Origin of the sequence: Rudanella paleaurantiibacter (genome assembly GCF_009184635.1) — a bacterium.
GTDB classification, from domain to species: Bacteria; Bacteroidota; Bacteroidia; order Cytophagales; family Spirosomataceae; genus Rudanella; species Rudanella paleaurantiibacter.
Genome location: NZ_WELI01000001.1, coordinates 228013 through 241158, shown reverse-complemented (window position 1 = coordinate 241158; position 13146 = coordinate 228013). Strand labels below are relative to the sequence as shown.

11 protein-coding genes are annotated in these 13146 nt (G+C 56.8%); 7 read left to right on the top strand and 4 right to left on the bottom strand.

All coding sequences use genetic code 11. The features are described 5' to 3' along the window. Positions 1 to 138: 138 nt before the first annotated feature. On the bottom strand, positions 139 to 1755 hold the full coding sequence (locus F5984_RS00985) for a CehA/McbA family metallohydrolase (RefSeq protein WP_246168752.1): 1617 nt from the start codon (positions 1753 to 1755) through the stop codon (positions 139 to 141). Positions 1756 to 1873: 118 nt separating this feature from the next. On the opposite strand from F5984_RS00985, the gene F5984_RS00980 reads away from it, so the two are divergent. Together F5984_RS00980 and F5984_RS00975 are read left to right on the top strand one after the other, a co-directional pair. Continuing rightward, positions 1874 to 2221: an ArsC family reductase gene (locus tag F5984_RS00980; protein ID WP_152121975.1), complete on the top strand. Its 348-nt coding sequence runs from the start codon at positions 1874 to 1876 to the stop codon at positions 2219 to 2221. A 327-nt stretch (positions 2222 to 2548) separates the two neighbouring features. Continuing rightward, positions 2549 to 3442, top strand: a complete 894-nt coding sequence (locus F5984_RS00975) for a Nif3-like dinuclear metal center hexameric protein (protein WP_152121973.1) — start codon at positions 2549 to 2551, stop codon at positions 3440 to 3442. Between the two features lie 18 nt (positions 3443 to 3460). Here F5984_RS00975 and F5984_RS00970 read toward each other — a convergent pair whose 3' ends face one another. Next, positions 3461 to 4771 carry a hypothetical protein gene (locus tag F5984_RS00970; protein WP_152121971.1) on the bottom strand — a complete coding sequence of 437 codons (1311 nt, stop codon included), beginning with the start codon at positions 4769 to 4771 and terminating at the stop codon, positions 3461 to 3463. 99 nt (positions 4772 to 4870) lie between these two features. Beyond that, positions 4871 to 5587: an arylesterase gene (locus F5984_RS00965; RefSeq protein ID WP_152121969.1), complete on the bottom strand. Its 717-nt coding sequence runs from the start codon at positions 5585 to 5587 to the stop codon at positions 4871 to 4873. Between the two features lie 113 nt (positions 5588 to 5700). Here F5984_RS00965 and F5984_RS00960 point away from each other — a divergent pair, with 113 nt between their 5' ends. From F5984_RS00960 to F5984_RS00950, 3 genes are all read left to right on the top strand, one after another. Continuing rightward, the gene (locus F5984_RS00960; RefSeq protein ID WP_152121967.1) at positions 5701 to 6393 is read left to right on the top strand and encodes an ABC transporter ATP-binding protein; all 693 of its coding nucleotides are present in this window, start codon (positions 5701 to 5703) and stop codon (positions 6391 to 6393) included. 86 nt (positions 6394 to 6479) lie between these two features. Beyond that, a complete protein-coding gene (locus F5984_RS00955; RefSeq protein ID WP_152121966.1) occupies positions 6480 to 9017 on the top strand; it encodes an ABC transporter permease in 2538 nt (845 codons plus the stop codon). 78 nt (positions 9018 to 9095) lie between these two features. Then, complete coding sequence (locus F5984_RS00950; protein WP_152121965.1) at positions 9096 to 9665, top strand: hypothetical protein; 570 nt, start codon at positions 9096 to 9098, stop codon at positions 9663 to 9665. A gap of 111 nt (positions 9666 to 9776) precedes the next feature. On the opposite strand, the gene msrA is transcribed toward F5984_RS00950, so the two are convergent. Continuing rightward, positions 9777 to 10442: a peptide-methionine (S)-S-oxide reductase MsrA gene (msrA, locus tag F5984_RS00945; protein WP_152121964.1), complete on the bottom strand. Its 666-nt coding sequence runs from the start codon at positions 10440 to 10442 to the stop codon at positions 9777 to 9779. Positions 10443 to 10546: 104 nt separating this feature from the next. Between msrA and F5984_RS00940 the strand changes: the two genes are divergently transcribed. Next, complete coding sequence (locus tag F5984_RS00940; RefSeq protein ID WP_152121962.1) at positions 10547 to 11056, top strand: hypothetical protein; 510 nt, start codon at positions 10547 to 10549, stop codon at positions 11054 to 11056. A gap of 385 nt (positions 11057 to 11441) precedes the next feature. Next, positions 11442 to 13118 (top strand): AMP-binding protein, encoded by a 1677-nt coding sequence (locus F5984_RS00935; protein ID WP_152121960.1) that lies wholly within the window; start codon positions 11442 to 11444, stop codon positions 13116 to 13118. Positions 13119 to 13146 lie beyond the last annotated feature (28 nt).

Below are 13146 nucleotides of genomic sequence, written 5' to 3'. Positions count from 1 at the left end.
TACATAAAGGTAATAAGTCTAATGTCCAGTGTCTGAAGTCCGAATGTCCAGTACTGTAAATCTGGAGGCCAGTCTGGTGATTGGGGCCTCTACTCCAGCGGTTGGTCTGTTGGTCTGACGGGAGCTTACTGCTGATTATCAGGGCCTTATCAGCCGCTTCCGCAAATCGGCAATGACCTGCCGAGTGGCTTCGATTCGGGTTTTGAGGGGCTGTTTGTAATACCACGCCCGAAACTCAGGGTTATCACGGTGGGTATCGAGTTCGGCCTCTAACTCACGCAGGTAAGCCTCGCTTTTGTCCAGATACGCCTGCGCCGTTTCGGGGTTATGAAACCCGCCCCCATCTACACTCACATACACGGGCGTGGTGTGCGCGGCCGAGCGCGGCCCTCCATAGCAACGGGCCGCAATCCAGAGCCCCTGTTGCACATCGGGCAGGTCGAGCTGTGCAACCAACCGGGCGGCCGACTGCCCCGGCTGCTGTGGCGTGACCCGCGCCAGTACCCGGCCGTGAGCCACTAGTTCGAGGGCCGTTAGTGGTACCTGCGTAGCCTCGCCCAGCGCTTCAGCCCGAATCGTGAGCGTACTCCCTTTCTTCACCGCCAACCGGTCGCCAGGTCGGGCCGGGCCGCGCTCGGCCGGGCTGTTCACCTGTAAATCCAGAATAGGGCCGCTCGTGACGAACGTATGCCCAGCGGCTACACCCGCCTGCCAGGCCGCCGGGGTGAGCGGACCGTTGATGTAGGTGTAAAAACGGGCATTCCCAATCCGGGCTGAGTGTTCGGGCGGGCCGTGGTCATGGTCGTGGCCGCACCACGGAAAATCAGAACCTGCCGTAGCCGTGAGCGGTATACCGAGGTCGAGCAGGTGGTAATAATGCTCGGTACGAAGCGGCTCGGCCGACACACAGTACTGAAGAATTTCGAGCAAATCGACTTTACCCCGCAGCCCATCGAGCGTGAGCCCCCGGTAACCATGAAACGACTCGGCCTGATGCGCGTACCCCGTGAGGCCACCGCGTCGGTGCAGCTCATCAAATACCCGGTCGTAGAGGTAATAATCCTGCCGGTAGCGCACCGATCCCGAAGCCCCAAAGCCCAGCGCGTGGCCCAGCTCGGGGGTGCGGGGGTCTTCCTGACCGGGCATCAGCAAAAACGCCCCCTGCTGGTACGTGCCTTTCTCGCCAAAAGCGTACTGCGGATAGTAGGTCTCCCAGAAATCGCCCATTTTGAGCAATACACCCACGTTCACATCTTCTGCCCGAATCCAGTCGAGCAACAGCGGATTTTCGCGGGGCGACCGCCGGATGTGGATATGGTCGTCGGCCGAGTACCAGTGGCGGGCGGCCATATGAATCCAGCGTTTGAGAGCGTAGGTTTGGCGCAGCACCTGCCCCGGCCTGATGTGTAGCCGGTGGGTTTGATGCAGGTATTCGTTCCCTTTCGAGAGACTCAGGTTGTAGGTACCGGGCGACAAGGTAAGGCTAAACGTACCCGACACATAAAACGAGCTATCGGGCTGAAAAGCGTACCCATCGGCATGGTCCCACAGGCCGTATTGCACCGCCACCACCTGGGGCGGCACCACCGGCACCGGACCACCATCCGCCCGCGTGAGCCGCACGCGCACCGGGGTAGGCTTGCCCGTAGCGGCATCGCGCACCACCACTTGTAGCTGTCCGGCCCGTTGGGCAAGAGCTTTGGACCACCCGCCGAGGGTCAGGCCAAGAGCGAGCATCCACACAATCAGTTTCATATTCGGGCGAAGGGGTTTACCTGGATAGCTTCTGAAACGTAAGGATAGTCGGTTTTTTCTTTTACTCCCCGATACCGACTTTTGTCGCCGTAGTTTTATGATACATTCACGTACAACCATGTACACACTATACGCTATTCCGAATTGCGACACCGTAAAAAAAGCCCGCACCTGGCTGGCCGAACAAGGTGTTGCGTACACATTCCACGATTATAAAAAAGCGGGTATCGACCGGGAAACGCTGGAGCGATGGCTGAGCCAGAAAAGCTGGGAAGAACTCGTAAACCGGGCGGGTACGACCTGGAAAAAACTGCCCGACACCGACAAACCGACCGATACCGAAGCCGCTATTGCTCTAATGATGGAGAAGCATTCGGTTATTCGTCGGCCGCTGATTGAGGCCAACGGTCAAATTGTGGCCCTAGGTTTCAAACCCGACGAGTACAGCAGGGTGTTTGGTGGTTAACCCGGTCCCTCCCCGTCATGGGTCTCTCCCCTCCCTAACGGGGAGGGGCCGGGGGTGGGGTACACACAAGCCTTGATTAGCCGAGCCATTGACAGGCATGTTGTATATTAACGTGAGTTATGGATAATGCGTACTGTATAACCCCTGCCCTACAAGTAGTTGCTACGCAAAGGCCTTCGACAGGCTCAGGCTGACTGGAGACTCTCAAGACGAATGTCAGCCTGAGCCTGTCGAAGGCCTTTGCGTCAGCCATTATGCATAATTCACGTTATATTATTCATCGTCCATTCTCTTCCGACATTCCCGAAACCTTTTTCCGATTTGAACATGGCCAATCGCCGACAATTTATCGCGGGCCTCTCGCAAACGCTGGGGGCCGCTTACTTGCTCAATATTCCCTTCTGCGCGGGGGCTACCCCCGTGGCATCGGCTCCGCTTACGGTGGGTCAGGTGATGGAGTTGATTCTGAAAACCATTCCGGGCGCGCCTTTTCCCAAAACCGTCGATACCCTCAAGTCGGGCCGCCCCGAGCAGCCGGTTACGGGCATCATTTCGACCATGTTTACCACCATCGAAGTGATTGAACAGGCCATTGCCGCCGGGGCTAATTTCATCATTGCCCACGAGCCGACCTTTTACAACCACGCCGACGAAACCGACTGGCTTAAAGACAGCCCCGTACTGCAACACAAGCAGGCTTTGCTCGACAAACACAAGATTGCGGTATGGCGCTTTCACGATTACTGGCACGCGCACCGCCCCGATGGTATTCGGAAAGGGATGCTCGATGTGCTCGGCTGGAGCCAGTATAGCCAAGCCGACACCGAGCCGCTACTCGTGATGCCACCGACTCCGCTTAATACGCTGATTGGCCATGTAAAACAAAAGCTCGACATCAAAACGGTTCGGCTCGTGGGCGACCGCAATCAGGTATGCAGGCGGGTATTGCTGATGCCGGGAGCATCGGGCGGGCGCAGCCACATTATGGCGGTCGAAAAATACCGGCCCGACGTGATTCTGTGCGGGGAAGCCAACGAGTGGGAAACCCCCGAATACATCCGCGACGCCCGCCGGCAGGGTCAACAGGTGTCGTTGGTGGTGCTGGGACACATTATGAGCGAAGCCGCTGGTATGGAGTGGTTTGTGAACTGGCTCAAACCGAAAGTGCCGGGTGTCTCGGTGCGCTATATCCCGTCGGGCAACCCGTTTACCTACGAGTGACCCCACCCACGCATGGGCCTACTCCGGCTTCGAAAACTCGATGATATACTCCGACATGTACTCGCTTTTTTCGGGCTTTATGTTTTTGACAAATAGCCGCGCCCGTCGGCCAAGCCGCAAACAAGTGTGTTTGTTGGCTATATCGTCGGGGGTGTTCATGGGTTGCAGCGAAGGATACCACAAAAAGAACCCCGGCTTATCGAGCAGGAGCTGGGGTTTGCTCCAGGCCTGCGACTGTAGCGCTTCGCCAAGGTCTTTGTGCGGGTTGAACGAGATGTGAATACTACTCCCCGCCCACGATGGCCCCGTCACTTTACCCATGAGCATCACCCAGCCATTGAGGTAAGTATTCCAGCTCACCGACGGCCCCCAGTGAAAGCCGCCCGTTGGCGACGAGGCAGGACCGCCCCCGGCCTCGCGCGGAATCTGCAAGGAGGCAATCGGCGCGCCCACCCCATTCCAGGGGGCATTGAACCCTTTGCCATCCCAACGTTTAGCCTTACCCACCGGATTGTCGAGGTCGCTCAGGCGGATGCGGGCCACACTGATACACTGCCCACTCCATTCTTTTTGGGGGTCGTAGGCTTTTTCGTCGTATTGGCCAGGGTAGCCATACTCGCCGTAAAACAGGTACAGATAATCACCACTCGCCACCGCCGACGGGTCGCCCACGCCCCCGGCAAAGGTGTTCGAGGTGTTGTGCGGTTTCAGAATCATGCGGGGCTGAAGGTCTTCCAGAAATAATCCCCGGTTGTCCCACGACTTACCCCCGTCCGTCGATTTCATAATACCAATGCGGCATACCGCAGCGGGCGAGGTAGGGCCGGTAAGCCCGCGCGGCCACTTTTTGTCGATGTACCCTTCGCCCGTTTTGGGGTCGTAGGGCAACGTCATGGGATAGTTTTCGTTGTGGTAAACCGCGTAGAGTGTCCGGCCCGACGTGTCGTTGGGGTCCTGATAAACGGTTTCAAACCAAACCGCCCCGTGCAATCCCGGCGTACCAATGGGCGCATTTTTGGGCATCACAGGCTCGTGAAACTCGTCGGATTTCCGAGCAAAAGCCTCTTCGGCATGGCTACCGTCGGCGTATTTCAGGTCGCGGGCGTTGCCCCATAACGGGTCTTCACCGTATTTACCCGGAAAAATTCGGAAGGTATCGCCCACCCAGGCTTCGGCCATGTTACAATCCACAAACGAATTGAACAGGACTTTGGGCGCGGGCGTCAGTTTAAACGTCGGGGTGGCTATTTCGGTTTGGGTGGTAGTTTGCCCACCCCCCGAACAGCCCAACGCAGCCAGTAAAGCAAGGGCAGGTATCCATTTTTTCATGCCTCTAAAAGACACCCAGACGGGTGGCTTTACTGAGCTGAAATCCAGCTACCTACTACTACGCAGCCCCGCCCGGCCGACCCGACCCAGGCGGCTCACTCATAAAACATCTTTCAGCGTTTTCCAGACGGTTTCGGCCACTATCCGGTGCCCTTCGGCCGTGGGGTGAATCCCATCGGGCAGGTTCAGGCGGGCCACTCCACCCACGCCTTCGAGCAGAAACGGAATAAGAGGGAGCTTGTTTTGGTCGGCCAGTTGCCCATAAATCGCCCGGAAATCGCGGGTGTACTGCGCCCCAAGGTTGGGCGGCACCTGCATACCCGCCAGCACAATTTTGCAGTCGGGGTACTTGGTCCGAACGGTGTCGATGATGGCTTGCAGATTTTGCCGGGTCGAGCGGAGGTCGATGCCGCGCAGGCCGTCGTTCCCCCCCAGTTCGAGCACAAATACATCAACCGGCTGACGCAACACCCAACTAATGCGGCTCTTACCGCCCGCCGTGGTTTCGCCACTGAGCCCGGCATTCACAACGGTGTAGCCCAGTCCCAGCGAATCGATGCGCTTGCCAATAAGGGCCGGAAACGCCTGCGCAGGGTCGAGGCCGTAGCCCGCCGTGAGGCTGTTGCCGTAGAACAGAACCGTTTTTTTCGACGCGGCCGCCCCGGCTGTTGTGGTGCTTTGGGCAGCCGTGGCCGATGCCGACATTGGCGGGTTAGTTTCTTTTTTCTGGTCGCCGTTGCCCGAGCAGCCTATAGTTAGCATGAGCAGGGTACTGGCAGTGAGTGTGGTCAGGAGCGTTCGGATGGGTGTACGCATACAAATAAGAATCAAGCCGTTTGTCATTTTATAACCCACTCAGGGAGAGAATTAGTTTAAAACAATGTTCGGTTTTTATTCCCGGCAACCGACCGGGCTCCCTATTGATTCTTATGAGCATTCTGCGCGTCGAAAATCTCACCAAGACTTATTCCAGCGGCAGCGGTCCGCTGACCGTATTGCACAACGTTTCGTTCGAGATTCAGGCGGGCGATACGTTTTCGATTGTCGGACCTTCGGGTAGCGGCAAAACTACCCTGCTCGGCCTCTGCGCCGGTCTCGACCGGGCCACGTCGGGCAGCGTATATCTGAACGGAATCCGGCTCGACAACCTGAGCGAAGATGAGCGAGCCGCCGTGCGCAACCAGCATGTAGGGTTTATTTTCCAGAATTTCCAACTGCTACCGACCCTTACGGCCCTTGAAAACGTGATGGTCCCGATGGAGCTGCAAGGCGCCCGCAACGTCGAAAAAACTGCCCTTGACCTGCTCGACCGGGTGGGCCTTGCCAAACGGAGTCACCACTACCCTACCCAGCTGTCGGGCGGGGAGCAGCAACGGGTGTCGCTTGCGCGGGCCTTTGCCAACCGACCCAAAATACTGTTTGCCGACGAGCCTACCGGCAATCTCGATACCGACACGGGCGATACCGTCGAAGCCCTTCTGTTCGACCTCAACCGCGAAGCCGGTACTACACTCGTACTCGTTACCCACGATCTTGAACTTGCCCAACGCACGGGCCGTATTCTGAAAATGCGGGGCGGAGCCGTAGTTGACCAATTGGTGAATGAGAGGATGAGTGATTGAGTGAATGGATTATAGAGAATCCTATCTAAAATCTCTCATTACTGGTTAACTCACCTTTCGCATTCGCTCAATCACTCATTCGCTCAATGAACTTTCTCTTCCGCATGGCCTGGCGCGATAGCCGCCGGAGCCGCCAACGGTTACTGTTATTTATGTCGGCCATTGTGCTAGGCATATCGGCCCTGGTGGGCCTCAATTCATTTGGCGACAACCTCGCCCGCAGCATCGACGCGCAAGCCCGCGAGCTCCTAGGGGCCGACCTCGTGCTGTCGTACGCCAAAGCGATTCCAAAACCAACCGAAGACTACCTCAAAAAAATCGGCAAAAACCGAACCTACGAGGTATCGTTTGCATCGATGACACTCTTCCCGCGCACAGGCGGGGTACGGCTGGCGCAGGTTAAGGGCCTCGATGGGCCGTTTCCGTACTATGGCGAGTGGGAGGTACAGCCCCGCTCGGCGGTCGAGCAGTTTCGGCAGGCTGCGGCCCGTAACGAACGCGTGGCCCTTGTCGACGATGCCCTGCTGATTCAGTTCGGAGCCAAACCCGGCGATTCAGTGCGGCTCGGTACCCAGTTATACTTTATTGCGGGTCGGGTGCTCAAAACGCCCGGTCAGTCGGCCGTGACCACGTCGGTAGCGCCCACGGTTTTTGTGGCGGCCAAATCGCTACCCGAAACGGGCCTGCTGCAACGGGGCAGCCGCATTCAGCACCGCTACTATTACCAGTTTGCGAAGGGGCAGGACGTGGCCGATTTTGTCAAAGCCAACGAAGCCCGGTTCGACAAAGTGGGCATTAATCAGGACACCGTCGAGAGCCGTAAACAACAAACCGGCCGCTCCTTTGCCGACCTCACCCGGTTTCTGAATCTGGTAGCTTTTGTGGCCCTGCTGCTCGGTTGCGTGGGCGTGGCAAGTGCCGTGCACCTGTACGTGAAAGAAAAAGTAGCCTCGGTGGCTGTACTCCGCACCCTGGGGGCAAGCGGGCGGCAGGCCTTTCTCATTTTCCTTATCCAAACGGCCCTTATGGGTCTTGTAGGAGCCATTGTGGGCGCGTTGGCGGGCTCGCTAGTGCAGCTTTTGTTGCCGCGTGTGTTTGCCGGTTTCCTGCCCGTCACGGTCGAAACGGCCATCTCGTGGTCGGCGGTGGCACAGGGCGTAGGCGTAGGCTTGCTGGTGGCGGTGCTGTTTGCCATGCTGCCTTTGCTGACCATACGCAACGTGTCGCCCCTGCGCACGCTGCGGGCTTCGTACGAAGATGATACGGCCGGCCGCGACCCGTTTCGCTGGGCGGTTTACGGCCTGATCGTGTTGTTTGTCATGGCCTTCTCATACTGGCAAACCCGCGACTGGAAAGTGGCAGTAGGTTTCACGGGCGGGCTGTTGGCGGCCTTCGGGATTCTGACCGGCCTGGGCTTGTTGCTCATCAACGGGGTTCGGCGGTTTTTTCCCCGGCACTGGAGTTTTGTGTGGCGGCAAAGCCTCGCCAGCCTGTACCGACCCAACAACCAAACCGTGATTCTGATTACGTCTATCGGGCTGGGTGCATTTTTGATTGCTACCCTCACGCTCACCCAAAACCTGCTGCTCGACCGGGTAGCTTTTTCGGGGGGCGAAGGGGGCTCCGGACGGCCCAACATGGTTTTGTTTGATATTCAGAACGAGCAAAAAGCGGGCGTACGGGCTTTGGTAGACCGATATAAACTGCCGGTGGTGCAGGCCGTGCCGGTAGTAACCATGCGTCTGGCGAGCATCAACGGCCGTTCGGTCGAGGCTATACAGGCTGATACCTCAGCTAAAATCCCAGAGTGGGCGCTCACCCGCGAGTACCGCGTTACGTACCGCGACTCGCTTATCGACTCCGAAAAACTGACGGCGGGCACCGTGCAGGCCAACGCGGGCAACATGCCGGCCATCACCGTCGAGAAAGACTACCTGAGCCGGATGAAACTGAAACTGGGCGACACACTCACGTTCAACGTGCAGGGAGCGCCCATGGCCACGGTCGTGAGCGGCACCCGCGAAGTTGACTGGAACCGGGTACAAACCAATTTTCTCATTGTGTTTCCGAATGGTGTACTCGAACAGGCCCCGCAGTTTCAGGTACTCATGACCCGCGTGAGCAACACTGAACAGTCGGCCGCGTTTCAGCGCGAGCTGGTGAGTGGGTTCCCCAACGTATCGGCCATCGACCTGGGGCTGATTCTGCGCACAGTCGACGAGATTCTGCAAAAGGTTTCGTTTGTGATTCAGTTCATGGCTCTGTTCAGTATCCTGACGGGCCTGCTGGTACTGGCCAGTTCGGTCATTATCAGCCGTTACCAGCGCATGCAGGAGAGCGTCTTGTTGCGCACACTCGGAGCCAGCCGACGCCAGATTCTCTGGATTCAGGCCATTGAATACCTCATGCTGGGGGTATTGGCGGCTCTGTCGGGCGTGATTCTGGCGCTGGGGGCCACCTGGGGGCTGGCGTATTTCGTGTTCGAAACCCCGTTCCGCCCCGACCTGCTGCCTTTGCTGGCGGTATTGGCCGTGGTCACGGTGCTGACGGTGCTCATTGGGCTTTTCAACAGCCGGGCCGTGCTGGTGCGCCCCCCGCTCGAAGTGCTCCGGGCCGAAGCGTAAGTCGGCAGGCTATTTTTCGGCGCCGATTTGGTAACAGAGAGGCTACGCAATTCGTTAGACGGTTTTACGAAGCTTTGTATGCAGGACATTGAACCCTACTACGGCTGGGAGAAGTACTACGTATCGGCCGACGATGAGCGGTCGCCGTTCCACGAGCGGGAGTACAATATGACCCAGTACGAGAATAACATATACGGGTACTACATTCATCCGCTTTGGGACGAAATCGGCTCCGAAACGCTCTATTGCAAGATTCTGTTTGCTGACTACGACCGGCGGTACGTTATTATCGAGCTGTTTGGCGAGTGGAACGACACGCTCCACAACGACATTATGTTTCTGAAACGGCAAGTGGTTGATCCTCTCGTGAAAGAGGGAATCAACCACTTTATTCTGATCGGCGAAAACGTACTGAACTTCCACGGCTCCGACGATTCGTACTACGAAGAATGGTTTGAAGACGTGGAAGACGGCTGGATTGTGGGCCTCAACTTCCCGGAGTTTGTGGAGCGCGAGTGGAAAAAATACCACCTCGACTACTACATCAATTTTGGCGGCACCCTACAAATCGAAAACTGGCGAACGCTCAAGCCCGTCGGTCTCTACACCCTGGTCGACAGCTTGATTATGCGCCGACTGGGTGGGTAGGTGTGGTTTATGGTTTTGGGTTTATGGTTTATAGAGCGCTGACAAGCCAAAAACCGGAGCACCGGCCGCCATAAACTAAAAACCAAAAACCAAAAACCGGAGCGCCGGCCGCTATAAACCCTCCTTAAGCCACGCTTTCATGGCTTTCTGGAACTTCTCTACTTTGGGTTTCGACACGTTTTCGACGTACGGGTTTTCGGGGTGGGCGCGGTAGTAGCCCTGATGGTACACCTCGGCCGCGTAAAACGCCTTGAACGGAACCACCTGCGTCACCACTGGATTATCAAAATGCCCCGACGCATTCACCCGCCCAATAGTAGCCTCGATCCGGGCTTTCTCGTCGGGGGTGCGGTAAAACGCCATAGACCGGTACTGCTTGCCAATATCGGGTCCCTGCCGGTCGGGTGTGGTGGGGTCATGGCCAGCAAAGAAGGCTGTCAGCAGCGTATCGTACGGAATCACTTTGGGGTCGTAGTAAATCTGCACGGCTTCGGCATGGCCCGTTTGGTCGGTGCCTACCTGTTCGTAGGTTGGGTTTTCGAGGTCGCCCCCCGCATAGCCCGAGACCACCTCCCGAACGCCTTTCAACTGCTCAAACTCTTCTTCAATACACCAAAAGCAGCCCCCGGCAAAGGTAGCAACAGCCTCGCCCGGCTTGGGTTCGGGCAGGGGTGCCGGTGAGGTATCTTTTACGGCCGATTGGGTGGTGGTAGTCGATTTCTGCCCGCAGCCGGTCAGCAAGGCCAGGCTTAGCAGGGTAAGTGCCAATTGTCTCATAGTACCGTAACAACACAATTAGGGGTTACTTCATTTGCAAAGGGCTCAGTTTTTTCTCTAATTACCCGCTCATTCACAAATCACTACGTAATCCGTACAAACCAATGAGCGAGCAAAGCAAAAGCTTAGGCGATCAGGCAAGCGAAAAAGTTGAAGAACTTAAAGCGGCCGCCGGGGAGCAAATCGATGCAGCAACGGCCAAACTGACCGAGTTGAAAGACGAAGCCACTGCGAAGATTTCCGAATTAGCGGACAGCGTCGACGTGGACGGTATCAAAACGCAGGCATCAGAGAAATTGGCCGATCTGCAAACGGCAGCATCGGGGGTAGCCGCGCAGGCATCGGAAAAGTTAGCCGAAGTGGGTGCCGAAGCGTCGGAGAAGTTCGATGAGCTGAAAGCCGAGGCCGCCGAACTCAAAGCGGAAGCGTCGGAAAAACTGGCTGAACTGAAAGACGAAGCCGGTGAGAAATTAAGCGAAATTAAAGCCGAAGCCGCCGAGCAACTCGAAGCCGCGGGCCAGAAACTCGATGAACTAAAGGCCGAAGCCACCGAGCAGGTCGAAGAAGTAAAAGAAAAGGCAAAAGGCTTCTGGAATAAACTGTTCGGCAAGTAAGTCAGGGCACATACAACGATTGAACCTCATACAAGGGTGGCTGGATTCGAACCGGCCACCCTTTCCGTTTTATAAGCCGCCAGACTGGCCCTCACCCCACAAGCTCAGTACTGGGCATTTGTTCAGTGCGAAAGAATTGGCACGCGGATGACACGGATTGGACAGATTTTCACAGATATACTCATGGGTGTACATCTGCCTAATCCGTGTCATCCGCGTTCAATTGGCTAAGTCAATCGATTGATTGTACATTTTGTCCAGTATCCAGAGCCCTAACGAGCAAGCCTCACAAAAGCCTTGATTGTGAAGTAGTAAAGGAAACAAAGCACTTGCTTTTATAAGAAAAATATAGTTTTATCGTATAAAATTACAACAGCCTTCTTGTATGAACACCGAACTAACCAACGCCCTGGCTACCGTCACGCTTGTCGATGCGTTTTATCAGTATGAGCAAACCCGCCCCGACGATATCTTTCTGCGGCAACCCGTGGGCGATACCTTTATCGATTTTAGCTGGGCCGAAACCGGTCGGCAGGCCCGGATTCTGGCCACTTACCTGCAATCGCTCGATTTGCCACCGGGAAGCCCCGTCGGTTTGATCTCCAAAAACTGCGCGCACTGGATCATCGCCGATCTGGCCATCATGATCAGTGGCCATGTTTCGGTGCCGTTTTATGCTACCCTCACCGCCGATCAGCTCCGGCAGGTGATGCAGCACAGTGGTTGCCCGGTTTTGTTTGTTGGCAAACTCGACGACTGGCCCGCCACCAAAGCGGGCGTCCCCACGGATGTAATTGGGATTCAGTTTCCCGAGTATGGCCCCATAGACCCCGATCTGGTGCAGTGGAACGATATTCTGGACCGGTACCGGCCCATGACCGGCACGTTCCGGCCCGCCCCCGACGACCTGTTTACCATTATTTACACCTCCGGCACCACAGGCAACCCCAAGGGCGTGATGATGCAGTACCGGGCCATGGCCGAGGCCATCGAGAAAACCAGACCCATGCTGCGGCACGACCTCCCCGAAACCCGGTTTTTTTCGTACCTTCCCCTATGCCACATTGCCGAGCGGAACCTCGTAGAAGCTACCTGCCTCATGACCGGGGGCACCATCTACTTCGCCGAGACGCTGGATTCGTTTGCCCGGAATCTGGCAGCCGCCCGCCCCACGCATTTTCTGGCCGTGCCGCGTATCTGGACAAAGTTTCAGCTCGGGATTCTGGCCAAAATGCCACAAAAGAAACTCGACCTGCTGCTCCGTATCCCGATTGTGTCGGGCCTGGTCAAGAAAAAAATTCGGGAAGGACTGGGCCTGAACGAAGCTAAACTGATTCTGACCGGGGCCGCGCCCATGCCTACGTCGCTGATCCGGTGGTTCCGCGCGTTAGGCATTACTATTCAGGAAGCCTACGGCATGACCGAAAATCTGGGAGCCGTGTCTATGATGCCACCCAATCAGGTAAAAGACGGCACCGTGGGCAAACTGTATCCCGGCGTCGAGGTTAAAATCGACCCCGTAACGGGCGAAATTGCCATGCGCTCGCCCTGGAATATGCTCGGCTACTACCGCGAACCCGAACTGACCGCCCAAACCCTGCGCGATGGCTGGCTCTACACCGGCGATGTGGGTGAAGTGGACGCCGACGGATTCCTGAAAATTACGGGCCGGGTGAAAGAGATGTACAAAACGGCCAAAGGCGAGTACGTAGCACCCGCCCAAATCGAGTTTGGCTTTTCGGACAATAACCTCATTGAGCAAATCTGCGTGGCTGGGCAGCATCTTCCCCAACCGGTTGCGCTGGTGGTGTTGTCGGAACTGGGCCGCTCGGTCAATCGTGAGCAGGTAACCGAAAGCCTGTCGGCCACCATGAATACCCTCAACCCCCGACTGCACGCGTATGAGCGGGTCAAAAAAGTGGTGGTAGTCCGTGATACCTGGACGGTCGATAATAACATGCTTACCCCGACCATGAAAACCAAACGCAATGTGGTCGAGGCTCACTACGGCCCGCACCTGGAGCACTGGTACGAACGCGACGAAGTTGTGGTCTGGGAATAACCGCCCACCTACCCAACTACCAGATTTA

Coding starts and splice junctions, on each gene's coding strand:
- F5984_RS00980 (WP_152121975.1), top strand. CDS start 1,874: ATGTACACACTATACGCTATTCCGAATTGCGACACCGTAAAAAAAGCC.
- F5984_RS00960 (WP_152121967.1), top strand. CDS start 5,701: ATGAGCATTCTGCGCGTCGAAAATCTCACCAAGACTTATTCCAGCGGC.
- F5984_RS00970 (WP_152121971.1), bottom strand. CDS start 4,771: ATGAAAAAATGGATACCTGCCCTTGCTTTACTGGCTGCGTTGGGCTGT.
- F5984_RS00950 (WP_152121965.1), top strand. CDS start 9,096: ATGCAGGACATTGAACCCTACTACGGCTGGGAGAAGTACTACGTATCG.
- F5984_RS00940 (WP_152121962.1), top strand. CDS start 10,547: ATGAGCGAGCAAAGCAAAAGCTTAGGCGATCAGGCAAGCGAAAAAGTT.
- F5984_RS00965 (WP_152121969.1), bottom strand. CDS start 5,587: ATGCGTACACCCATCCGAACGCTCCTGACCACACTCACTGCCAGTACC.
- F5984_RS00975 (WP_152121973.1), top strand. CDS start 2,549: ATGGCCAATCGCCGACAATTTATCGCGGGCCTCTCGCAAACGCTGGGG.
- F5984_RS00985 (WP_246168752.1), bottom strand. CDS start 1,755: ATGAAACTGATTGTGTGGATGCTCGCTCTTGGCCTGACCCTCGGCGGG.
- msrA (WP_152121964.1), bottom strand. CDS start 10,442: ATGAGACAATTGGCACTTACCCTGCTAAGCCTGGCCTTGCTGACCGGC.
- F5984_RS00955 (WP_152121966.1), top strand. CDS start 6,480: ATGAACTTTCTCTTCCGCATGGCCTGGCGCGATAGCCGCCGGAGCCGC.
- F5984_RS00935 (WP_152121960.1), top strand. CDS start 11,442: ATGAACACCGAACTAACCAACGCCCTGGCTACCGTCACGCTTGTCGAT.